Origin of the sequence: Rhodobacter sp. SGA-6-6, assembly GCF_011043545.1 — a bacterium.
GTDB lineage: Bacteria > Pseudomonadota > Alphaproteobacteria > Rhodobacterales > Rhodobacteraceae > Pseudogemmobacter.
In genome coordinates, this window is sequence record NZ_JAAKGP010000002.1 from 273,582 (window position 1) to 295,739 (window position 22,158).

Consider the following 22,158-nt stretch of genomic DNA (forward strand, 5'->3'; position numbering starts at 1 on the left):
AGGTTAGGCCCGGCCCGGCCCGAACTCAACCGCCGCGCTCAGCCCGAGAACGCCCGGCACGGGTCTTCCCGCTCCGGCGCGGGGGCGGTCTGCACCGCGTCATAGGGCTCGTCCCCCTCGGGCGCCCCCTCGATCTGGCCGAGGCTCCAGACCGTCACCTCCGGGTGCGCCGCCGCAATCAGGGCGGGGGCGCCGCTGTCCTTGCGGGCATGGCCCGAGCCGGTGATCACCACCACCGGCCCCTTCCCGGCCTCGACCGCCGCCACCGCCAGCGCGGCCAGCGACCAGTCGCGCATCCGCTGCGCCTCGACCATGCCGGGCAGCAGGTCCTCGGGCAGGGCGTTGCAATGCGCCGCGCGCTGCTCGGCCTCGCGCGCCTCCTGCTCCGCCGGCGCCAGCGGCCCCATCGGCCAGCCCTCGGCCCTGTCGCCAAGCGCCGCAGCCGCCCCTTCGCCGATCGCCTTGCGCAGATCGGGCCGCGGCACCGTGGCGCCGCGATGCGCCGCCTCGCCCGCCGCCGCTAAGATCGGGTGATACAGGGCGAAATCCGGCCAGCCCGAGTTCGCCCAGTCCAGCGCCTGCGCCATGGCCGCGCGGTCGGTCCGGTCCACGCCCGCCATCGCCGCCACCTGTTCCGGGGTCAGCATCTCCCAGACCACCGTCTTCGGCGCGATCAGCGCCACCAGCCGGGCCTGCTCGGCGTGATGGGCGGGGTTGTCGTGCACCTCGCCCAACACATAGACATCCATCCCCGGCGGCGGAACTACCTCCGCCATCCCGGGGCCGGCCAACAGGGCCAGCGTCAGCGCGATCATCCATTTCATGCCGCGCAGTCATGCACGGGCCGCGGCGCGGGCTCAAGCGGCAATCGCCCCTTCCGCCCGCGGCCCCCGCCCGGCTATACCCGGACCACCCCTGCCGAAGGAGCCCGCCTTGCCCGACCTGCCCCGACTGACGCTGGTGACCGGCGGCGCGCGTTCCGGCAAGTCGGGCTATGCCGAGGCGCTGGCCACGGCCTCGGGCCGCCCCCGCCGCTACATCGCCACCGCGCAGGCCTTCGACGCCGAGATGGCGGAGCGCATCGCCCGCCACCGCGCCCAGCGGGGCGAGGGCTGGGTCACGGTGGAGGCGCCGCTGGATCTTGCCGCCGCGCTGGCGCAGGCACGGGCGGAGGAGGTGGTGCTGGTCGACTGCCTGACGCTCTGGCTGACCAACCACCTGCTGGCCGGCCATGATCTTGAGGCCGAGACCGCCCGGCTGGCCGAGGCGCTGCGCGCCTGTCCCGCCCCCGCGATCTGCGTCACCAACGAGGTGGGCTGGGGCATCGTCCCTGCCGATCCGCTGTCGCGCCGGTTCCGCGACGAGCAGGGGCGGCTGAACCAGCGGCTGGCGGGCGAGGCGGGGCTGGTGGTCGCCGTCCTCTGCGGCCTGCCGCTGGCGCTGAAGGGACGGCTGCCATGACCCGGTTCTGGCTGGTCCGCCACGGCCCGACCCATGCCAGGGGCATGGTCGGCTGGACCGACCTGCCCGCCGACCTGTCGGATGCCGCCGCGCTGGCCCGCCTCTCCGCCCACCTGCCCGCGGAGGCCCCGGTGATCTCGTCCGACCTCTACCGCGCCGTCGCCACCGCCGATGCGCTGGCCGGCCGCCGGCGGCTGCCGCACGACCCGGGCTTGCGGGAAATCCACTTCGGCCGCTGGGAAACCCGCCGCCACGACGAGGTGGAAGCCGAGGAGCCCGCGCTGATCCGCGCCTTCTGGGAAACGCCCGGCGAGGTCCGCCCCCCCGGCGGCGAAAGCTGGAACGACCTTTCCGCCCGCACCCTGACAGCGCTCCACCGCCTGCAAGGCACGGCGCCCGAGATCATCGTCGTCGCCCATTTCGGCCCGATCCTCTCGGCCCTGCAACGGGCCGCGGGACTGACGGCCGAGGCCGTCTTCGCCCACCGGATCGAGCCGCTTTCCGTCACCACCCTGACCCTGACGCCGCCGCAGACCTTCGCCATCAATCACCGGCCGTGATGACCGGCGTCACCATTGATCGTTTGGCCCCGGGGGCGCCGCCGCCCTAGCCTGCCGCGAAACGGAGAGGCCCATGACCTACGACCTCGCGATCGGCGACCGCGCCTATTCCAGCTGGAGCCTGCGCGGCTGGCTGCTGTTCGACGCCTTCGGCATCCCGGTCCGCACCCGCAGCGCCCGGCTCTACACCGACGAATTGCCCGCGCTTCTGGCCGGTTTCCCCCCGGCCCGCACCGTGCCGGTGATGCGCACGCCCGAGGGCAGCGTGGTCCCCGAGACCATCGCCATCGCCGAGGAACTGGCAACGCGCCACCCCGAAGCCGGGATCTGGCCGCAGGCCCCCAGGGCCCGCGCCACCGCCCGGGCGCTGGCAGCCGAGATGCACGCCGGCTTCGCCGCGCTGCGCAACCATTGCCCGATGAACCTGCGGGTGTTCTATCAGGACTGCGCCCCGCCGGCCGAAGTGCTGGCCGACCTCGCGCGCCTCGAAACCCTGTGGTCCTGGGCCCACGCGACGACCGGCACGACAACCCCCTGGCTCTGCGGCGAATATTCCGCCGCCGACGCCTTCTTCGCGCCGGTCGCCGCCCGCATCGCCGGTTACAACCTGCCCGTCGGGGCCGAGGCGATGCTCTACGTCAACGCCCATCTCGCCCATCCCTCCTTCCGCCGCTGGCGGGCGATGGGGCTGGTCGACGGCCCGGACCAGGACTTCTACCGCCGCGACTGGCCCCGGCGCGACTGGCCCGGCCCCCAGCCACTGGCCGCCCGCGCCGTCCAAGGGGCCGAGGCCGAGAACGCCACCTGCCCCTATTCCGGCAAGCCCGTCACTCATGTGCTGGAACTGGCGGGCCGCCGCTTCGGCTTCTGCAATGCCTTCTGCCGAGACAAGACCGCAGCCGACCCCGAGGCCTGGCCGCAATTCATGGCGCTCTACCGCCCCTGATTTTCGTCGAAAATCAGTCTCCTCCCGCCGCCGCTCACACTTTCTTAACCATTCCCCCGCTACCCGTTAACCGGAGTTGCGGAGGGATCATGGTCGCGCGCGCCTATACGGTGGCCTTCGAGGGGGTCGAGGCCCGCATGGTCGAGGTGCAGTGCTCCGTCACCACCGGCTCCGCCGGCTTCAGCCTGGTCGGCCTGCCCGACAAGGCGGTGTCCGAGGCGCGGGAAAGGGTGCGCTCCGCCCTCGCCGCGCTGTCCATCGCGCTGCCGCAGAAGCGGATCACCGTGAACCTCTCGCCCGCCGATCTGCCCAAGGAGGGTTCCCACTTCGACCTGCCGATCGCGCTGGCGCTGCTGGCGGAACTGGAGATCATCCCGAAGGACGAGGTCGAACATACCGTCGCCATGGGCGAGCTGTCGCTGGACGGCCGGCTGATGCCGGTCGCCGGCGCCCTGCCCGCCGCCATGGCCGCGGCCGAGGAGGACCGCGCGCTGCTCTGCCCCCGCGCCTGCGGGGCCGAGGCCGCCTGGGTCGGCGCCGCCGAGGTGCTGGCGGCCGACGGGCTGAACGCGGTGGTCCGCCACTACACCGGCCAGGCCGCTCTGCCCCCGGCGGCGGCGGGCGAGGTCACCGCCGGCCCGCCGGGCCGCGATTTGCGCGAGGTGAAGGGCCAGGAACGCGCCAAGCGGGCGCTGGAGATCGCCGCCGCCGGGCGGCACCACCTGATGATGGTGGGCACGCCGGGGTCCGGCAAGTCGATGCTGGCCGCCCGCCTGCCCGGCATCCTGCCGCCTTTGACCGCGGCCGAGGCGCTGGAGACCTCGATGATCCATTCGCTGGCAGGGCTGCTTTCCGAAGGCGGCATCTCGCGCCAGCGCCCCTTCCGCGAGCCGCACCACACCGCCTCGATGGCCGCCATCGTCGGCGGCGGCAAGGGGGCGAAGCCGGGGGAGATTTCGCTGGCCCACAACGGCGTCCTGTTCATGGACGAATTCCCCGAATTCTCCCGCGCCGTGCTGGAGACCCTGCGCCAGCCGGTGGAGACCGGCGAGGTGATGATCGCCCGCGCCAATGCCCATATCCGCTATCCCTGCCGCTTCCTGCTGGTCGCCGCCGCCAATCCCTGCCGCTGCGGCTACCTGACCGACCCGGCCCGCGCCTGCGGCAAGGCGCCCCTCTGCGGCGAGGACTACCTCGGCCGCATCTCGGGGCCACTGATGGACCGCTTCGACCTGCGGGTCGAGGTGCCGCCGGTCGCCTTCACCGACCTCGACCTGCCCGCCTCCGGCGACACCTCCGCCGCCATCGCCGCCCGGGTGGCAACGGCGCGCGAGGTGCAGGCGGCACGCTTCCGCGATCACCCCGGCCTGCGGGTCAATGCCGACATGGAGGGCGGACTGCTGGAGGAAACCTCCACCCCCGATGCCGAAGGCAAGGCGCTGCTGGTGAAGGTGGCCGAACGGATGGGCCTCTCCGCCCGCGGCTACCACCGCGTCCTGCGCGTCGCCCGCACCATCGCCGACCTCGACGGCGCGCCGCAGGTCCGCCAGCCGCATGTGGCCGAGGCGATCGGCTACCGGCTGACGGTGAAGACCAACTGACCCCGCCTCGTCGATGCCTCAGGCACTCCTCGGCTCCCCGCGAGGGGCGACACATCCGCCCGTTCGGTTTCGGCGTCGGACAGTGTGTCTCGATCCGCGCTCACATGTGGAGAGAGACGGGAGCACGTCCATGACCACGACTGTCGACGGACTGTTTCGATCCACACTCCCGCACGGGGAGCGACATTATGCGCTTGCGGCCTACAACGCCGGTCCCGGGTTTCGATCCGCGCTTCCGCGTGGAAGCGACAGCTGGGCGAAGCCCTGGCCGTGGCCTGCGACAAGTTTCGATCCGCGCTTCCGTGGGAAGCACCAGCCCGAATTACCCGCGCATCGTCGATGCCGTGTTTCGATCCGCGCTCCCGCGAGGAGAAGCCGAAGGCGCACGACGAGCTACCGCCGCTTCGCCTCGATCGCCTCCCAGATCCGCGCCGCCGCATTGGTGCCGTCGAAGCGCTCCAGCTCCTGGATCCCGGTCGGCGAGGTCACGTTGATCTCGGTCAGCCAGTCGCCGATCACGTCGATGCCGACGAAGACCTGCCCCTTCTCGCGCAAGGTGGGCCCGATGGCCCGGCAGATCTCCAGGTCGCGCTCGGTCAACCCCACCTTCTCGGGCCGTCCGCCGACATGCATGTTCGACCGGGTCTCTCCGGCCTGCGGCACCCTGTTGATGGCGCCAACGGGCTCGCCGTCCACAAGGATCACCCGCTTGTCGCCCCTGGCGACGGCGGGCAGGAACTTCTGCACGATCATCGGCTCACGGCTCATGCTGGTGAACAGCTCATAGAGCGATGACAGGTTGCGGTCGTTCTCGTCCAGCCGGAACACCCCCGCGCCGCCGTTGCCATAGAGCGGCTTCAGGATGATGTCGCCGTGCCGCGCCTTGAAGGCCCGGATCGTCTCCAGGTCGCGGGCGATGGCGGTCGGCGGCGTCAGGTCGGGGAAGTTCAGCACCAGGAGCTTCTCGGGGAAGTTCCGCACCCAGAACGGATCGTTCACCACCAGCGTCTTCGGATGGATCATGTCGAGAAGATGGGTCGAGGTGATGTAGCCCATGTCGAAGGGCGGGTCCTGCCGCAGCCAGACCACGTCCATATCGGCCAAATCAACCTCGACCTCCGGCCCGTAGGAGACGTGATTCCCGGCCTCCCGCCGCAGCTCGATCCACTGGCCGCGCGCCACAACCCGCCCCTCGACGAAGGCCAGCCGGTCCGGCGTGTAGAAGAACAGCGCATGCCCGCGCGCCTGCGCCTCCAGCCCGATGCGGAAGGTCGAATCGGCATTGATGTTGACCGACCCGATCGGGTCCATCTGCAGGGCGACCTTCAGGGCCATCGGCATCTCCTTCGCAAAGATGCCCCTTGATGGCGCAAGCCCGCCGGGGATGCAAACCCCGATCCGCCGCTAGAAATACAGGAAGGATTCCATCACCTCGATCCGGCCGCGCCCGTCGACCAGCGCCAGATCCAGCCGCATGTCGGAAATCCCCTCGCCCGCCATGTCCTGCATGCAGCGTTCGCAGGCCATCGACACCCGATGCAGCTGTGCCGGGCAGGCATGTTCCATGGCAAGGTCGTGGGTGGCGCTGGACTTCACCTCGATGGCGACGAGTTGCGCGCCCTGCCGCATCAATATGTCGATCTCGCCCTCGGGACAGCGCTTGCGGCAGGCGACCAGATCGTAGCCTTCGGCGAGATAGCGGCGGCGGACCGCTTCTTCCGCAGCGAGCCCGGTCAGATAAGAGCGTTTGCCCCGCCGCTGCCGGGCCGTGGAGAAATCGCTGTCGAAACCGAAATCGAAGGGCATGGTCACCTCCTGCCTGCGGGAAGGATAGCACCCTTCCTTCACCTCTCCGACAGGTTTAGCGCCAATTGGTAAATGCTTCGCTTACTGGTCCCGGTCTTCGCCGCCACTTCCGCCGCAGCGTCTTTCACGCTGAGCCGGGTCATCGCCTCGCGCAGCAGGTCCTCCAGCGTCGCCGCATCGGCCTGCACCTCCGCGCCGCGGTCGATGACCAGAACGATTTCGCCCTTCGGCTCCGCCGCAGCGAAGCGTTCGGCGAGGTCGCCGAGGGTGCCCCGCGTCACCTCCTCGAAGCGCTTGGTCAGTTCCCGGCAGAGCGCCGCCTGCCGGGTCTCTCCCAGCCCCTCCGCCAGTTCGCCGAGCAGCCGCCCGACCCGGCGGGGCGATTCGTAAAGGATCAGTGTCGCCCGCAGCGGGGCCAGTTCGGCGATGAACCTTGCCCGCTCCCCCGCCGCCGCCGGCGGGAAGCCGGCGAAGAGGAAGCGGTCCGACGGCAGGCCCGAGACCGCCAGCGCCGCCAGCACCGCCGAGGCGCCGGGCGCCGCCACCACCGCGATCCCCTCGGCCGCCGCCGCCCGCGCCAGGCCGAAGCCGGGGTCCGAGACCAGCGGCGTGCCCGCCTCCGGCGCATAGGCCACCGACTTGCCCTCGCGCAGCGCCGCCATCAGCCGGGGCAGCGCCGCAGCCTCGTTGTGGTCGTGATAGGCGACCAGCGGCCGGCCGTTCAGCGCGATCCCGTGGATCTCCATCAGGTGGCGCAGGGTTCGCGTGTCCTCGGCCGCCAGCACATCCGCCCCCGCCAGCACGTCCAGCGCCCTGAGCGTGATGTCGCGCGCCGCCCCGATCGGCACCGCCACCAGATGCAGCCCCGGCGGAATGCCGCCTGCCCCGCGCCCGGCGGGCGCGGCGGTCACCGCATCCTCCGGCAAATCGCGTTGCCTGCGTTTACAGCGGGATCGGAACCAATTAACCTGCCCAACGTCGCCGCGCCTTTCCAGATACGGGGTTTTTCCATGTTGTCCGCATTCCGCCGGGCCCGCAAGTCCTTGGCCCGCCTTGTCCTCTCCCGCCGCCTGCCGTTGCCCGCCCTGCTGTTGTCGGCCTTCGCGCTGACCGGCTGCGTGGCCGGGGGTCCCTCCGCCGGCCCCGCGACCACGCGGGGAGAGCCGGTGCAGGTCGCCCTTCTGGTCCCCGGCGGCTCGGGCCAGGCCACCGATGCGGCCATGGCCACCCAGCTGGAAAACGCGGCGCGGCTGGCGATGGCGGACCTGTCCGGCGTCGCCATCGACCTGCGGGTCTACCAGACCGGCGGCAGCCCCGAGGCCGCCCGCGCCATGGCGGTGAAGGCGATGGACGAGGGCGCCAAGGTCATCCTCGGCCCGGTCTTCGCGCAGGAGGCCAATGCGGCCGGCGTCGCCGCCGCCGGGCGCGGCATCTCGGTCCTCGCCTTCTCGAACAACACCGACATCGCCGGCGGCAATGTCTATGTCCTCGGGCCGACCTTCGCCAACACCGCCCGCCGGCTGGCCTCCTATGCCGTCCGCCAGGGCAAGAACCGCATCATGATCGTGCATGACAAGAATGCGGCGGGCGAGGCCGGCAAGGCCGCGATCCAGCGCGGCGTCTCCGCCGCCGGCGGCACCATCGTCGCCGTCTCCGGCTACGAATTCTCGCAAAGCGGTGTCGCCGCCGCCGCGCCCTCGATCGTCTCGACGGCCCGGAGCGCGGGCGCTTCGGCGCTGTTCCTGACCGCCGACACCGCCGGTGCGCTGCCCCTCTTGTCGCAGACGCTGATCGACAGCGGGCTGGACCGTTCGGCGACCAAGTTCCTGGGCCTGACCCGCTGGGACATCCCCTCGGCCACGCTGTCGCTGCCCGGCGTGCAGGGCGGCTGGTTCGCCATGCCGGACCCCAATCTCTACGCCCAGTTCCAGAGCCGCTACCAGGCCGCCTATGGCGAGACGCCGCTGCCGATCGCGGGCCTCGCCTATGACGGCATCGCCGCCATCGGCGCGCTGGCGAAATCCGGCAAGGGCCTCGGCGCCGCCGGGCTGACCCAGAACGCGGGCTTCGTCGGCGTCACCGGCATCTTCCGCCTGCGCCCCGACGGCAGCAACGAGCGCGGCCTCGCCATCGCCGAAATCCGCAACAACCAGGTCTTCGTGATTGACCCCGCCCCCCGCAGCTTCGCCGGCGCCGGCTTCTGATCCGGCCGGGGCCATCGCCCCGTCCGCCCTTTCCGAAGGACCGCTGGCCGGGGGGCCGCTGCTGATGCCCCCCGACCAGATCATCGACCCGCGCGCGGTGATGGCCGCGATCCTGGCCGAACTGCCGCCGGGCACCGATCCGCGCGCCGCCCGCGGCATCGCCACCCGCCACCTGGCCGAAGCGAAGGCCCGGGCCAACGCCGTGCTGGAGGCCGGCTTCGCCAACGACCCGCGCCATGCAAGGCACCTGATCACCTCGCAGGCGCATCTGACCGACGGGCTGGTGATCGCTGCCCTTGCGGTGTCGCAGCACCTGCATCCGCTGCCCTCCCCGACCGAGGCCGAGCGCATCGCCGTGCTCGCCGTCGGCGGCTACGGCCGCGCCGAGATGGCGCCGCAATCCGACGTGGACCTGTTGTTCCTGACGCCGTGGAAGATCACCCCCTGGGCGGAATCGGTGATCGAGACCATGCTCTACCTGCTCTGGGACCTGAAGCTGAAGGTCGGCCATGCCAGCCGCACGGTGAAGGACTGCATCCGGCTGGGGCGCGAGGACATCACCATCCGCACCGCCCTGCTGGAGCACCGCTTCATCGCCGGCCACGCGCCCTTGGCCGCCGAACTGGCCGACCGGCTCTGGGGCGAGCTGTTCCGCAACTCCGGCCCCGAATTCATCGAGGCCAAGCTGGCCGAACGCACCGCCCGGCACAAAAGACAGGGCGGCCAGCGCTATGTGCTGGAACCCAACGTCAAGGAGGGCAAGGGCGGCTTGCGCGACCTGCAGACGCTCTACTGGATCGGCAAATATCTGCACCGCGTGCCCCGCGCCTCGGGCCTGGTCGATGCGGGTCTCTTCACCCGCGACGAATACGAGGCCTTCGCCCGGGCCGAGGATTTCCTCTGGGCCGTCCGCTGCCACCTGCACTACATCGCGAAGCGCCCCACCGACCAGCTGACCTTCGACCTGCAGGTCGAGGTGGCGGCACGGATGGGATATTCCGACCAGCGCGGACGGCGGGCGGTGGAGGTGTTCATGCAGGACTACTTCCTCCACGCCACCCGCGTCGGCGAACTGACCCGCATCTTCCTGACCGAGCTGGAAGCCCGCCACGCCAAGCGCGAGGCCAGCCTGTTCGGCATCTTCCGCCGCACCAAGAGGGTGAAACCGGGCTACAAGCTGGTGCAGGGAAGGCTGGACCTGAAGGACCCCAGGGCCTTCCTCCAGGACAAGCTGAACCTGCTGCGGGTGTTCGAGGAAGGCTTGCGCACCGGCTACCTGATCCACCCCAACGTGATGCGGATCGTCGCCGCCAACCTGCACCTGATCGACGACGACATGCGCGAGGACCCCGAGGCCGCGCGCATCTTCCTCGACCTGCTGCTGAAGCACGGCAACCCGGAACGCAGCTTGCGGCGGATGAACGAACTCGGCGTCCTCGCCGCCTTCATCCCCGAGTTCGAGCCGATCGTGGCGATGATGCAGTTCAACGTCTACCACCACTACACGGTGGACGAGCACATCATCCAGACCATCTCGATCCTCGCCCAGATCGAGCGCGGCGAGCTGGTCGAGGACCTGCCGCTGTCGTCCTCGATCCTGAAGGAGGGCGTCAACCGCCGGGTGCTCTACGTCGCGCTGCTGCTGCACGACATCGGCAAGGGCAGGCCGGAGGACCATTCCATCCTCGGCGCCCGCATAGCCCGGCAGGTCTGCCCCCGCCTCGGCCTGACCGAGGAGGAATGCGAGACCGTCGAATGGCTGGTGCGCTATCACCTGCTGATGTCCGACATGGCGCAGAAGCGCGACATCGGCGACCCGCGCACCGTGCGCGACTTCGCCAAGGCGGTGAAGACGCGGAAACGGCTGGACCTGCTGACGGTGCTGACCACCTGCGACATCCGCGGCGTCGGGCCGAACACCTGGAACAACTGGAAGGCCATGCTGCTGCGCCAGCTGCACAAGGAGACAGCGGCGGCGCTGGAAGGCGGGCTGGAACGGGTCAACCGCGAGAACCGCGAGGACGAGGCCAAGCGCGCCCTGCGCGAGCGGCTTTCCGACTGGGACGCCAAGGACCTGCGGGCGGAACTGGCCCGCCATTACCCGCCCTATTGGCAGGGGCTGATGACCGACACCCATGCGGTCTTCGCCACCCTCTTGCGCGGGCTGGCCGACGACGAGATCCGCATCGACCTGCATCCCGATCCCGACCGCGACGCCACCCGCGCCTGTTTCGCGCTGGCCGACCATCCCGGCATCTTCTCGCGCCTCGCCGGGGCCTTGGCGCTGGTCGGCGCCAACGTGGTGGACGCGCGGACCTATACTTCCAAGGACGGCTACGCCACGCCGGTGTTCTGGGTGCAGGACGCCGAGGGCAAGCCCTACGAGGTCTCGCGCCTGCCCCGGCTGCGCCAGATGATCGAGCGCACGCTGAAGGGCGAGGTGATGCCGCGCGAGGCGCTGAAGGACCGCGACAAGGTGAAGAAGCGCGAGCGCGAGTTCCGCTTCCCCACCCATATCACCTTCGACAACGAGGGTTCGGACATCTACACCATCATCGAGGTCGACACCCGCGACCGGCCGGGCCTGCTGTATGACCTGACCCGGACGCTGGCCAACAACACCATCTCCATCGTCTCGGCGGTGATCGCCACCTACGGCGCGCAGGTGGTGGACACCTTCTACGTCAAGGACATGTTCGGCCTGAAGCTGCACCAGAAGGCCAAGCAGGAGGCGCTGGAGAAGAAACTGCGCGCCGCCATCGCCGAGGGGGCGGAGCGGGCGCAGGGATGACCCCCGCCTCGTCGAGCACTCCGTGCACTCCTCGGCTTGCCCTTTCCCTGCAAGCAGCGCAGGAAGCAGCCGACGAACAAGACGCCGGTCCGCGAGGAGTGCACGGAGTGCTCGACGAGCGATCCGGGACCGAAGCCCCGAAAGGCCCCGCCCAATGAAACCCATGCGCCTGATCTCGGGCTTCCTGACCGTCGGCTTCTGGACGCTGATGTCCCGCATCGCCGGGCTGGTGCGCGACATCCTGATGGCCCGCTTCCTGGGCGACGGGCCGGTGGCCGAGGCCTTCGTGGTGGCGCAGTCGCTGCCCAACATGTTCCGCCGCTTCTTCGCCGAGGGCGCCTTCAACTTCGCCTTCATCCCGATGTTCGCCAAGAAGTCCGAGGCCGGCGAGGACGCGGAAGCCTTCGCCCGCGACGCCTATTGGGGCATGGCCGCGCTGCTGACCGTCTTCTCGGCCATCGCCATGCTGGCGATGCCGCTTCTGGTGCTGATGATGGCCTCCGGCTTCGCCGGGGACGAGAGGTTCGATCTTGCCGTCACCCTGGGGCGGATCGCCTTTCCCTATATCCTGTTCATCTCGCTGACCGCGCTCCTGTCGGGGATGCTGAACGCGATGGGGCGTTTCCTCGTCACCTCGGCGGTGACCATCCTGCTGTCGCTCAGCCTGATCGCCGGGATGCTGCTGGCCGACCGCTTCGGCTGGGACATGGGGCGGACGCTGGCCTGGGCGGTCACGGTCTCCGGGGTGCTGCAACTGCTGGTCTGCTGGATCGCCGTGCGCCGCCTCGGCTTCCGCCTGCCCTTCCGTCGGCCGGTGCTGACGCCGGAATTGAAGCGCCTTGCCATCATCGCCGCCCCCGCCGTGCTGGCGGGGGGCGTGGTGCAGGTGAACCTGATCGTCGGCCGCCAGGTCGCCTCGATGACCGAGGGCGCGATGGTCTGGCTCTACAACGCCGACCGTCTCTACCAGCTGCCGCTCGGCGTGGTCGGCATCGCCATCGGCATCGTGCTGCTGCCGGAACTGTCCCGCCGCCTGCGCGCCGGCGACGACGAGGGGTCGCGCAATGCCTACAACCGCGGCACCGAATTCGCGCTGCTGCTGACGGTGCCCGCAGCGGTGGCGCTGGTGGTGATCGCCTGGCCGATCATCACCGTGGTCTACCAGCGCGGCGCCTTCGGACCCGAGGCCGCGGTCTACACCGCGCAGGCGCTGGCCGCCTATGGCGTCGGCCTGCCCGCCTTCGTGCTGCAGAAGGTGCTGCAGCCGCTGTATTATGCCCGCGAGGACACCCGCAGCCCGTTCCGCTTCGCGCTGTGGTCGATGGTGGTCAACGTGGTGCTGGCGGTCGGGCTCTTGCCCGTCCTCGGCTTCCTCGCCGCCGCCATCGCCACTTCGGTGTCCGCCTGGGTGATGGTCTGGCAGCTCTGGCACGGCAGCCGGAAGATGGGAGAGGCCGCCACCTTCGACCCCCGCTTCCTGCACCGGCTGCCGCGGATCATCGCCGCCTCGGCGCTGATGGGCGCGGTGCTCTGGGGCCTGTCCTGGGCGCTTGCCGGGCAGCTGGCCACCCCCGGCCCGCGCACGGCGGCACTCGGCGGGATCATCCTCGCCGGCATCGCCACCTATTTCGCCGCCGCGGCCGCCCTCGGCGCGATGAGCCTGCCGGAGCTGAAATCGGTCCTGCGCAGAAAGCGGTAGGGCATCGCTCCCGCTACTTCGGGCGGGAACAGGCGAGGCACTGCCTCGCCCCCGCCCGTGCGCAGCGGTAGCACCCGGAAACGCTGGCAGCCCTGAACCCCGCGAGGCCAGCGCCCGACCCGGCGGGCGAGAAGCGCCCGCCGAGGGCGGGGCGGGCGCTGGCCGTGCCTTAGGGGCCCGGCCGGACAAGGTGAACCGTTGCGCCTTGGCGAAGGCACACGCCTTCGCCAAGGAAACCGGGACGGGCACCTACCCTACCTGTTCCGCAGCCGCCCCATCACCCGGTTCCAGCCGCCCGGCGCCACCACGAAGGACAGCAGGAACCCGGTCGCGAAGCCGGCCAGTTCGGCCACCCAGGCCACGCCGCCGTAGATCGCGCCGAAGAAGATCTGCACCCCCATCAGCACGCCGATCAGGGTGAAGGCCCGCCACTGGTTGCCCCCGGTCGCCGCCTGCCGCACCCACATCAGGAAGGTGAAGGCGCCGATCAGCCCGTAGACCGCCGGGAAGCCGCCCACCAGCGGCACCCGGTTGCCCGGCATCACCAGCGTGTAGACCAGCGCCGCCATGGCCGCCGAGCCCACGAAGACCAGCGCCACCGCCCACCAGCGGAACACCTCGCCCACCATCTTGCCCAAGGCCAAGAGCAGGACCACCACGAAGACGGTCGAGGTCACCTCCCCCTGCACCAGCACGTAGGAGACCTGCCGCCAGAGCGTCTCCAGCGGCCATTCTCCCGTCTCCAGCGCCCGGCGCAGGAAATCGGGCGAGAAGGCGAACCATTCCATCGCCCGCAGCCGCCAGCCCACGGCCTCCGGCCCCCCGGCCAGGCCGGAGGTCCCCAGCTGCACCACCACCTCCACCGCGATCAGCGGCAGGGCCAGCACCCAGACGATCCAGGGCAGCGGGTTCAGCGGCGGGGCATTCAGGTCGCGGTCCATCCGGTCTCCTTCCGGGCGGGCCGTTGACGCCCCCCGGCCCATGGATTACGCGAGGAGGCCTGCGATTTCCAGACGGAGTCCCCCATGGCCGCCAGCTTCAAACCCCGCATCTTCTCGGGCATCCAGCCCTCGGGCGGGCTGACCCTCGGCAACTACCTCGGCGCGCTGAAGCGTTTCGTGGAAAAGCAGGAGGAAGGGATCGAGACGATCTACTGCCTCGTCGACATGCACGCGATCACCGTCTGGCAGGACCCCGAGAAGCTGCGCCAGCAGACCCGCGAGGCCGCCGCCGCCTTCATCGCCGCCGGGATCGACCCGAAACGCTCGATCCTCTTCAACCAGTCCCAGGTCAGCGGCCATGCCGAACTGGCCTGGATCTTCAACTGCGTCGCCCGCATCGGCTGGATGTATCGGATGACCCAGTTCAAGGACAAGACCTCGGGCAAGAACGCCGAGAATTCCTCGCTGGGCCTCCTGGCCTATCCCTCGCTGATGGCCGCCGACATCCTGCTCTACCACGCCACCATGGTGCCGGTGGGCGAGGACCAGAAGCAGCACCTGGAGCTGACCCGCGACATCGCCGCCAAGTTCAACCACGACTACGGCACCGAGTTCTTCCCGATCACCGAGCCGGTGATCGAAGGCGCCGCCACCAGGGTGATGAGCCTGACCGACGGCACGAAGAAGATGTCGAAGTCCGATCCGTCCGACAACAGCCGCATCAACCTGACCGACGATGCCGACACCATCGCGAAGAAGATCCGCCGCGCCAAGACCGATCCCCTGCCGCTGCCCGAGACGGTGGAGGGGCTGAAGGACCGGCCCGATGCCCGCAACCTGGTGAACATCTACGCCGGCCTCTCGGGCCAGCCGGTGGCCGGGGTGGTGGCGGAATTCGCCGGCGCCCAGTTCGGCACCTTCAAGCCGAAGCTGGCCGAGCTGGCGGTGGCGAAACTCGCCCCGATCACCACCGAGATGAACCGGCTGATGAAGGACCCGGCCGAGATCGACCGCATCCTCGGCGACGGCGCCGACCGCGCCGATGTCATCGCCGCCCCGATCCTGGCGCGGACAAAAGAGATCGTCGGCATGATCGGCCGGGGGTGAGGCCGTCACACGGCTGAATCCTTCGCCTGCCATCAAGGCGGCGGCGGGCTGTCCCCTTCCCCTCAGCCCGGGCCTCCCCAGACCCGGACCCGCCAATCTCGGGCCCCCGCGCCTCCCCTCGCGCGGGGGCCGTCTTTTTGCCGGGGCCGCGCCCGCGCGGGAACCATCCGGCCCGCCTTGTGGTTTTCCATCGCAAGGAGGACCCGACGATGACCCAGCCGCATCAGGACAAGACCGCCCCGAAGGACAGCTTCCGCGTCGAGGCCGAGGCGCAGAAGCGCAAGATGGACCAGGCGGCCAGCAAGCACGCCAACACCATCCCTGGCAATGCCGAGGCCAATGCCGGCGGCGTCAACCGCGAGAAGGGCGACCGCAAGGCCCGCCAGAACGACCGCGCCACCAACGGCGGGGAATGACCCCCGCCGCAGCCGTTCCCCGCAGCGACCCGAAGGAGGTAGCCATGGAACATCCGAAGACGACCTGGGATGCCACCGCCCCGAAAGGCCCGGCCGGCGAGGCGGAGAAGAAACCCGCCAAGCCCAAGCCGCATGACTACGTCCGCCCCGCCGGGCGGAAGGAAATGGATATTCCGCCCCGGAAATGGGACATGGTGGACGAGCAGAACGACGAGTCCTTCCCCGCCAGCGACCCGCCGGGGAATTACTGAGCAGCCATTGGACAACCCTCATGGCGGGCCCTTGCGGCCCGCCATCGTCATGCCGGCGGTTGATCCGCGCGCTGGCCGACAGATGCCGTCATTCCCCCTTGCCGCCCGCCTTCGCGGCCTTGGACGGCGAAGCCGGCGGGACAAGGGCATTGCCCTCGGCCTGGACGCCGGGCAGCCAGTGCTTGCGGCGCAGCGACGCGCGCAGCCTGCGGGCTTCGGGGGTTGCGGGCTTGCCGAGGAACTCGGTCAGATCGAACGGCGCCTTCTGCGAGAACATCGTCATGGTCGCCTCCTGTGGCGGCGAAGTGCCGCCCCGACCGGCCTAGGAGGTATGGGGTCGCGTGGCAAGGTTAATCGGCCGATACGAATTCGGGCCGGGTTTCCGTCATTGCCACAGCGGCAGACCCCGTCTTTTCCACAGAAGAATTTGCAAGAATTCGCTTTACAGGCTTCCCCGGCCCCAGCACTATATCTAGTAAGGGCGCGTCGAGCAAACGCTGACCCTTGCCAGACACCCAGCTTCTTGGGGTCTCCATGGCCGCAAGGGCATCATGATGAGGCCGGGCAATGTCGCTTTCCGAAGAGTTCCTGCTGAACGAGGACCTGCATCCGATCGACATCGTCGAGACGCTGGCCACCCATAACGACTGGGAATTCGACCGCGTGACCGAGGACCAGATCGCCATGGCGGTCGAGGGCCAGTGGCGGACCTATTCGCTGACGCTGGCCTGGAGTCCGCAGGACGAGACGCTGCGGCTGATCTGCACCTTCGAGATGGAGCCGCCGGAGGACCGCCTCGGCGCGCTCTACGACGTGCTGAACCGCTGCAACGACATGGTCTGGACCGGCGCCTTCACCTGGTGGGCCGAGCAGAAGCTGATGGTCTGGCGCTACGGCCTCTGCCTTGCCGGCGGACAGGTGGCGGGGCCGGAACAGATCGACCGGCTGATCGCCGGCGCGGTGATGGCGGCGGAACGCTTCTATCCGGCCTTCCAGATGGCCGCCTGGGGCGAGAAGACCCCGGCCGAGGCGATGAAGGTCGCCATCGCCGAGGCTTACGGACGGGCCTGACGCGCCGGTTTCCGCGCGGAAACCGGACCGGAATCCGCGCGGATTTCGTCTTGAACGGGCTTCCGTGCCGCCCGGTCCCGGTCTAACCTCCTCCCCCGCAAAGGGGGTGCTCATGACACTGGAAACCGTGGCCCGCGAAGGGCTTGTGCTGCTCGGCTGCGGCAAGATGGGCTCGGCGCTGCTGGCGGGCTGGCTGGAGGCGGGGCTGCCCGCGGCTTCGGTCCGGGTGATGGAGCCGAACCCGAGCGACTGGCTGAAAGGCACCGGCGTGCGGCTGAACGAGGGCATTCCCCCCGCCCCCGCGGTGGCGCTGCTGGCGGTGAAGCCGCAGATGATGGGGGCGGCGCTGCCCGCCCTGCAAGCGCTCGGCAACGGCCGCACGCTCTTCGTCTCCATCGCCGCCGGGACGACCATCGCCAGCTTCGAGGCCGCCTTGGGCGACCGCACCCCCATCGTGCGGACGATGCCGAACACCCCCGCCATGGTCGGCCGCGGCATCACCGCGATCGCCGGCAATGCCCATGCCACGCCGGCCCATCTGGCGCTGGCCCGGGCGCTGATGCAGGCCGTGGGTCAGGTGGTGGAGCTGGCAGGCGAAGATCAGATCGACGCGGTGACCGCGGTTTCCGGCTCCGGCCCGGCCTATGTCTTCCACCTGATCGAGGCGCTGGCCGCGGCGGGCGTGGCCGAGGGGCTGCCGGCGGAGGTCGCCATGCAGCTGGCCCGGGCCACGGTCTGCGGGGCGGGGGAACTGGCCTTCCGCTCGCCGGACAGCGCCGAGCAGCTGCGGGTCAACGTCACCTCCCCCGGCGGCACCACCGCGGCGGCCTTGCAGGTGCTGATGGACCCCGACAGCGGCTTCCCGGCGCTGCTGCGCCGCGCGGTGAAGGCCGCCGCCGACCGCGGGCGGGAGCTTGGCAAGTGATCGGCTTCGACGATTTCCTGAAGGTCGACATCCGCGTCGGCCGCATCGTCAGGGCCGAGCCCTTCCCCGAGGCGCGCAAGCCCGCCTACAGGCTCTGGGTCGATTTCGGCGGCGATCTTGGCGTGAAACGATCTTCGGCGCAGATCACCCGGCATTATACGCCGGAGGGGCTGATCGGCCGCCAGGTGATGGCGGTGGTCAACTTCCCGCCGCGGCAGATCGGCCCGGTGATGTCCGAGGTGCTGGTCCTCGGCGTTCCCGACGAGGCGGGCGAAGTGGTCTTGCTGGGCCCGGGGCACGAGGTGCCGCTGGGGGGAAGGATGTTCTGATGCGCCTGCTTGTCACCCGCCGCCTGCCGGACCGCGTGATCGAGGCCGCCGCCGCGCGCTTCGACCTGGTGCTGCGCGACCGCACCTCGCCGCTGTCGGCCGAGGAGTTGCGCGACAGCTTGCGCGACTTCGACGTGATCCTGCCCACCCTTGGCGACCGCTATCAGGCCGATGTCTTCGCCGATGTGCCGAAACCCCGCGCCCGGCTGCTGGCGAATTTCGGCGTCGGCTACAACCATATCGACGTGGCGGCGGCCCGTGCGGCGGGCCTGGCGGTGACCAACACCCCCGGGGCCGTCACCGACGCCACCGCCGACATCGCGCTGGCGCTGATCCTGATGACCGCCCGGCGGCTGGGGGAGGGCGAGCGGATGGTGCGCGCCGGCAAATGGGAGGGCTGGCATCCGGTGCAGATGCTGGGCGCCCACGTCACCGGCAAGACGGTGGGCATCCTCGGCTTCGGGCGGATCGGCAAGGCCATCGCCCGGCGCTGCCATTTCGGCTTCGGGATGCAGGTGGTCTACCACAACCGCTCCACCGTCGCCGCCGATTTCCCGGCGCGGCAGGTGGACATGGCCACCGCGATGGCGGCGGATGTCGTCGTGGCCGCGGTGCCGGGCGGGCCGGCGACGCGGCATCTGGTGGATGCGCGGGCGCTGGCGGCAATGAAGAGGACGGGCATCTTCGTCAACATCAGCCGCGGCGACGTGGTGGACGAGGCCGCGCTGATCGAGGCGCTTCAGGCCGGGCGGATCGCCGGCGCCGGCCTCGACGTCTACGAGTTCGAGCCGGAGGTGCCGGCGGCGCTGCGGGCGATGGAGAACGTCACCCTGCTGCCGCATCTCGGCACCGCCTGCCTGGAGGTGCGCGAGGCGATGGGGATGATGGCGGTGGACAACCTGATCGCCTTCGCCGAGGGACGGGACCTGCCCAACCTGATCGCGCCATGATCATCTCGCGCCGCCGCCGGTTCATCTTCGTGCATGTGCCGAAGACCGGCGGCACGGCGCTGAGCCTGGCGCTGGAGGCGCGGGCGGCCAAGGACGACATCCTGATCGGCGACACCCCGAAGGCGCGGGCGCGGGCCGGGCGCTGGAAGGGGGTGAAGACGGCGGGGCGGGTCTGGAAGCACTCCACCCTGTCGGATGTGGTCGGGCTGGTGACGCCGGAGGAGATCGCGGATTTCCTGACCGTCACCCTGGTGCGCAACCCCTGGGACCGGGCGGTCAGCTATTACCACTGGCTGCGGGCGCAGGGCTTCGCGCATCCGGCGGTGGGGCTGGCCAAGGCGCTGGACTTCGGCGGCTTCCTCGCCCACCGGCAGACCCGCGCCGCCTTCCGGCTCTGGCCCTACGGCGCCTATCTGCGGCTGCCCTCGGGGCAGGAGAAGGCAAGCCTGTTCATAAGGCTGGAGCATTTCGCCGAGGAGGTGCAGCCCTTCGAGGCGCATCTCGGCTTCCGCCTGGCCCTGCCGCGGGCGAACGAGAGCGAACGAGGCCGGGACTGGCGGGTGTATTACACCGGGGAAACGGCGGCCTTGGTGGCCGAGGACTGCGCCGAGGACATCGCCCGCTTCGGCTATCGCTTCGACCCGTAAACCCGCCCACCCGAACCAAGACCGGGTCGGGCGAAAAAAGGCGAGGCAATGCCTCGCCCCGCCCGTGCGCGACGGCTGCACCCGGAAACGGCAGCAGCGAAAACCCCGAGAGGCCAGCGCCCGACCCGGCGGGCGAGAAGCGCCCGCCGGGGGCGGGTCGGGCGCTGGCCGGGCCTTGGGGGCCCGGCCGGTCAAGCTGACCCGTTGCACAGTGGCGAAGGCACACGCCTTCGCCAGAGAAACCGCCTCGGTGCTCAGGCCACCGCCTTCTCGCCCCCGAACCGGCTGTAGAAGGTCTCGCCCTTCTCCGCCATCTCGACCAGCAGCTTCGGCGCGTGGAAGCGCTTGCCGAATTGCGCGGTCAGACCGCGGCATATCTCCACCGCCCGCGCCGCCCCGATCATGTCCAGCCAGCTGAACGGCCCGCCCGACCAGGGGGCGAAGCCCCAGCCGAGGATGGCGCCCACGTCGCCCTCGCGGATGTCGGTCAGCACGCCTTCCTCCAGCGCCCGCACCGCCTCCAGCACCTGCGCCATCAAGAGCCGGTGCTGCACGTCGGCCAGCGAGGGCTGCATCTTGTCCAGCGGATATTTCGCCGCCAGCCCCTCCCACAGGCCCTGACGCTCGCCCTTGTCCGAATAGGCATAGAAGCCGGCATTGGCCTTGCGGCCGAGCCGTCCGTGGTCGGCCATCCAGAACAGCACCTCGTCCACCGCGCCGTCGGGATAGTCCGATCCCATCGCCGCCCTGGTCGCCTTGGCGATCTTGACGCCCAGGTCGATGGAGGTCTCGTCCACCAGCTGCAGCGGGCCCAAGGGCATCCCCACCAGCTTGGCGGCATTCTCCACCAGCGCCGGCTCCACCCCCTCGGCCACCATGCGGATGCCTTCGTTGATATAGGGGATGATGCAGCGGTTGGCGTAGAAGAAGCGGGCGTCGTTGACCACGATCGGGGTCTTCCTGATCTGGCGGACGAAATCCAGCGCCTTGGCCACCGCCACCTCGCCGGTCCTCTCGCCCCGGATGATCTCGACCAGCATCATCTTGTCGACGGGGCTGAAGAAATGGATGCCGATGAAGTTCTCCGGCTGGCTTGAAGCCGCCGACAGCGCGGTGATCGGCAGGGTGGAGGTGTTGGTGGCATAGACCACGCCGGGCGCCGCCACCTCGGCCTTCTTCGTCACCTCGGCCTTGACCTTCGGGTCCTCGAACACCGCCTCCACGATCAGGTCCACGCCCTGCAGCGCGGCATAATCGGTGGTGGCCGTGACCCGCCCCAGCACCTCGGCCTTCTTCTCCGCCGTCACCTTGCCGCGCTTCACGCCCTTGTCGAGCAGGTCCTCGGAGTGCTTGCGCCCCCGGTCGGCCGCCTCCTGCGTCGCGTCGATCAGCACCACCTCGATGCCGGCATTGGCGGCGACATAGGCGATCCCCGCCCCCATCATCCCGGCGCCGAGGACGCCCAGCTTCCTGACCGTCTGGTCCTCAACCTTCGGCCGGTTGGCGCCCTTCTCCAGCGCCTCCTTGTTGATGAAGAGGCTGCGGATCATCGCCGAGGACGACGGGTTCATCAGGACGGAGGTGAAATGCCGCGCCTCGATCCGCAGCGCCGCATCGAAGGGCACCAGCGCGCCCTCGTAGACCGCCGCCAGCAGCGCCTTGGCCGCCGGGAACACGCCCTGCGTCTTGCCGTTCACCATGGCCGAGGCGCCGACGAAGGTCATGAAGCCCGCCGGGTGATAAGGCGCGCCGCCGGGCATCTTGTAGCCCTTGTCGTCCCAGGGCTTGACCAGATCGGCCTCCTTCGCCGCCAGCACCCACTCCTTGGCCCGGGCCAGCAGGTCCCCGGCCGGGACCACCTCGTCGATCAGCCCGGCAGCCTTGGCGGCCTTCGGGTCGCTCAGCTTGCCCTCCAGCAGGAAGGGCGCCGCCATCATCGCCCCCAGCTTGCGGCTCAGCCTTGTGGTGCCGCCGGCGCCGGGGAAGATGCCGACCATGATCTCCGGCAGGCCGATCTTCGCCTTCGGATTGTCGGCGGCGATGATGCGGTGGCAGGACAGCGGCAGCTCCAGCCCGATGCCAAGCGCGGTGCCCGGCAGGGCTGCGACGATGGGCTTCCCCCCTTTCTTCGTCTTGAAATCCATCCCCGCCAGCTCGATCTTGCGCAGGACGCCATGCATCTGCATCACGCCGTCGAAGATCGCCTGCGCCCCGCCCGCCCGCATCTGCGCGATGACGTTCAGGTCCATGCCGCCGGCGAAATCCTTCTTGCCGGAGGTGATGATCACCCCCTTCACGGCCGGATCGGCCAGGGCGGCGTCGACATGGCCGCTCAGTTCGGCGAAGCCGGCCAGCGACATGACGTTCATGCTCTTCGCGGCCACGTCCCAGGTGATGGTGGCGACGCCATCGGCATCGACGGCATAGGTGAAATCGGTCATCGGGTCCTCCTG

General features: G+C 70.0%; 22 protein-coding genes. 15 read left to right on the forward strand and 7 right to left on the reverse strand.

Going from position 1 to position 22,158, the window contains the following annotated elements; all coding sequences use genetic code 11:
- Nucleotides 1-38: 38 nt before the first annotated feature.
- On the reverse strand, nt 39-824 hold the full coding sequence (locus G5B31_RS04590; protein WP_165014225.1) for a ChaN family lipoprotein: 786 nt from the start codon (nt 822-824) through the stop codon (nt 39-41).
- 109 nt (nt 825-933) lie between these two features.
- Here G5B31_RS04590 and cobU point away from each other — a divergent pair, with 109 nt between their 5' ends.
- The 4 genes from cobU to G5B31_RS04610 all read left to right on the forward strand — a co-directional run bounded on the left by cobU (nt 934) and on the right by G5B31_RS04610 (nt 4,568).
- Nucleotides 934-1,461, forward strand: a complete 528-nt coding sequence (cobU, locus tag G5B31_RS04595) for a bifunctional adenosylcobinamide kinase/adenosylcobinamide-phosphate guanylyltransferase (protein ID WP_240904287.1) — start codon at nt 934-936, stop codon at nt 1,459-1,461.
- Entirely contained in the window at nt 1,458-2,021 is a 564-nt protein-coding gene (locus G5B31_RS04600) for a histidine phosphatase family protein (RefSeq protein WP_165014227.1), read from the forward strand. Before cobU ends, G5B31_RS04600 begins: the two co-directional genes overlap by 4 nt.
- Nucleotides 2,022-2,094: 73 nt before the next feature.
- Nucleotides 2,095-2,967: a glutathione S-transferase gene (locus G5B31_RS04605; RefSeq protein WP_165014228.1), complete on the forward strand. Its 873-nt coding sequence runs from the start codon at nt 2,095-2,097 to the stop codon at nt 2,965-2,967.
- Nucleotides 2,968-3,056: 89 nt separating this feature from the next.
- Nucleotides 3,057-4,568, forward strand: coding sequence for a YifB family Mg chelatase-like AAA ATPase (locus G5B31_RS04610; protein ID WP_165014229.1), 1,512 nt, complete (start codon nt 3,057-3,059; stop codon nt 4,566-4,568).
- A gap of 393 nt (nt 4,569-4,961) precedes the next feature.
- Here G5B31_RS04610 and gshB read toward each other — a convergent pair whose 3' ends face one another.
- The 3 genes from gshB to rsmI form a co-directional block, all read right to left on the reverse strand.
- Complete coding sequence (gshB, locus tag G5B31_RS04615; RefSeq protein WP_165014230.1) at nt 4,962-5,903, reverse strand: glutathione synthase; 942 nt, start codon at nt 5,901-5,903, stop codon at nt 4,962-4,964.
- Between the two features lie 69 nt (nt 5,904-5,972).
- On the reverse strand, nt 5,973-6,374 hold the full coding sequence (locus G5B31_RS04620; protein WP_165014231.1) for a YraN family protein: 402 nt from the start codon (nt 6,372-6,374) through the stop codon (nt 5,973-5,975).
- Nucleotides 6,375-6,412: 38 nt separating this feature from the next.
- Nucleotides 6,413-7,285 (reverse strand): 16S rRNA (cytidine(1402)-2'-O)-methyltransferase, encoded by an 873-nt coding sequence (gene rsmI / locus G5B31_RS04625; protein WP_346763880.1) that lies wholly within the window; start codon nt 7,283-7,285, stop codon nt 6,413-6,415.
- 99 nt (nt 7,286-7,384) lie between these two features.
- On the opposite strand from rsmI, the gene G5B31_RS04630 reads away from it, so the two are divergent.
- The 3 genes from G5B31_RS04630 (at nt 7,385) to murJ (ending at nt 13,068) form a co-directional block, all read left to right on the forward strand.
- Nucleotides 7,385-8,578 (forward strand): penicillin-binding protein activator, encoded by a 1,194-nt coding sequence (locus tag G5B31_RS04630; RefSeq protein ID WP_165014232.1) that lies wholly within the window; start codon nt 7,385-7,387, stop codon nt 8,576-8,578.
- Nucleotides 8,538-11,369 (forward strand): [protein-PII] uridylyltransferase, encoded by a 2,832-nt coding sequence (locus tag G5B31_RS04635; RefSeq protein WP_394352112.1) that lies wholly within the window; start codon nt 8,538-8,540, stop codon nt 11,367-11,369. The genes G5B31_RS04630 and G5B31_RS04635 overlap by 41 nt, the downstream gene beginning before the upstream one ends.
- A gap of 154 nt (nt 11,370-11,523) precedes the next feature.
- Nucleotides 11,524-13,068, forward strand: coding sequence for a murein biosynthesis integral membrane protein MurJ (murJ, locus tag G5B31_RS04640; protein ID WP_165014234.1), 1,545 nt, complete (start codon nt 11,524-11,526; stop codon nt 13,066-13,068).
- Nucleotides 13,069-13,322: 254 nt separating this feature from the next.
- On the opposite strand, the gene G5B31_RS04645 is transcribed toward murJ, so the two are convergent.
- On the reverse strand, nt 13,323-14,009 hold the full coding sequence (locus G5B31_RS04645; RefSeq protein ID WP_165014235.1) for a rhomboid family intramembrane serine protease: 687 nt from the start codon (nt 14,007-14,009) through the stop codon (nt 13,323-13,325).
- A gap of 84 nt (nt 14,010-14,093) precedes the next feature.
- Between G5B31_RS04645 and trpS the strand changes: the two genes are divergently transcribed.
- The 3 genes from trpS (at nt 14,094) to G5B31_RS04660 (ending at nt 15,783) form a co-directional block, all read left to right on the forward strand.
- Nucleotides 14,094-15,116, forward strand: coding sequence for a tryptophan--tRNA ligase (gene trpS, locus G5B31_RS04650; protein ID WP_165014236.1), 1,023 nt, complete (start codon nt 14,094-14,096; stop codon nt 15,114-15,116).
- A 209-nt stretch (nt 15,117-15,325) separates the two neighbouring features.
- Nucleotides 15,326-15,532, forward strand: a complete 207-nt coding sequence (locus G5B31_RS04655) for a hypothetical protein (RefSeq protein WP_165014237.1) — start codon at nt 15,326-15,328, stop codon at nt 15,530-15,532.
- A 44-nt stretch (nt 15,533-15,576) separates the two neighbouring features.
- Nucleotides 15,577-15,783 carry a hypothetical protein gene (locus G5B31_RS04660; RefSeq protein ID WP_165014238.1) on the forward strand — a complete coding sequence of 69 codons (207 nt, stop codon included), beginning with the start codon at nt 15,577-15,579 and terminating at the stop codon, nt 15,781-15,783.
- Between the two features lie 88 nt (nt 15,784-15,871).
- Here the strand turns inward: G5B31_RS04660 and G5B31_RS04665 are convergent, their stop codons facing one another.
- Nucleotides 15,872-16,066, reverse strand: coding sequence for a hypothetical protein (locus tag G5B31_RS04665; RefSeq protein ID WP_165014239.1), 195 nt, complete (start codon nt 16,064-16,066; stop codon nt 15,872-15,874).
- A gap of 284 nt (nt 16,067-16,350) precedes the next feature.
- On the opposite strand from G5B31_RS04665, the gene G5B31_RS04670 reads away from it, so the two are divergent.
- The 5 genes from G5B31_RS04670 to G5B31_RS04690 all read left to right on the forward strand — a co-directional run bounded on the left by G5B31_RS04670 (nt 16,351) and on the right by G5B31_RS04690 (nt 19,705).
- Nucleotides 16,351-16,854, forward strand: a complete 504-nt coding sequence (locus G5B31_RS04670) for a YbjN domain-containing protein (RefSeq protein ID WP_165014240.1) — start codon at nt 16,351-16,353, stop codon at nt 16,852-16,854.
- 112 nt (nt 16,855-16,966) lie between these two features.
- On the forward strand, nt 16,967-17,779 hold the full coding sequence (gene proC / locus G5B31_RS04675) for a pyrroline-5-carboxylate reductase (protein WP_165014241.1): 813 nt from the start codon (nt 16,967-16,969) through the stop codon (nt 17,777-17,779).
- The gene (locus G5B31_RS04680) at nt 17,776-18,108 is read left to right on the forward strand and encodes a tRNA-binding protein (protein WP_165014242.1); all 333 of its coding nucleotides are present in this window, start codon (nt 17,776-17,778) and stop codon (nt 18,106-18,108) included. Before proC ends, G5B31_RS04680 begins: the two co-directional genes overlap by 4 nt.
- Nucleotides 18,108-19,058: a D-glycerate dehydrogenase gene (locus tag G5B31_RS04685; RefSeq protein WP_165014243.1), complete on the forward strand. Its 951-nt coding sequence runs from the start codon at nt 18,108-18,110 to the stop codon at nt 19,056-19,058. The genes G5B31_RS04680 and G5B31_RS04685 overlap by 1 nt, the downstream gene beginning before the upstream one ends.
- The gene (locus G5B31_RS04690) at nt 19,055-19,705 is read left to right on the forward strand and encodes a sulfotransferase family 2 domain-containing protein (protein ID WP_165014244.1); all 651 of its coding nucleotides are present in this window, start codon (nt 19,055-19,057) and stop codon (nt 19,703-19,705) included. Before G5B31_RS04685 ends, G5B31_RS04690 begins: the two co-directional genes overlap by 4 nt.
- A 254-nt stretch (nt 19,706-19,959) precedes the next feature.
- On the opposite strand, the gene G5B31_RS04695 is transcribed toward G5B31_RS04690, so the two are convergent.
- Nucleotides 19,960-22,146 carry a 3-hydroxyacyl-CoA dehydrogenase NAD-binding domain-containing protein gene (locus tag G5B31_RS04695; RefSeq protein WP_165014245.1) on the reverse strand — a complete coding sequence of 729 codons (2,187 nt, stop codon included), beginning with the start codon at nt 22,144-22,146 and terminating at the stop codon, nt 19,960-19,962.
- Between the last annotated feature and the right edge of the window lie 12 nt (nt 22,147-22,158).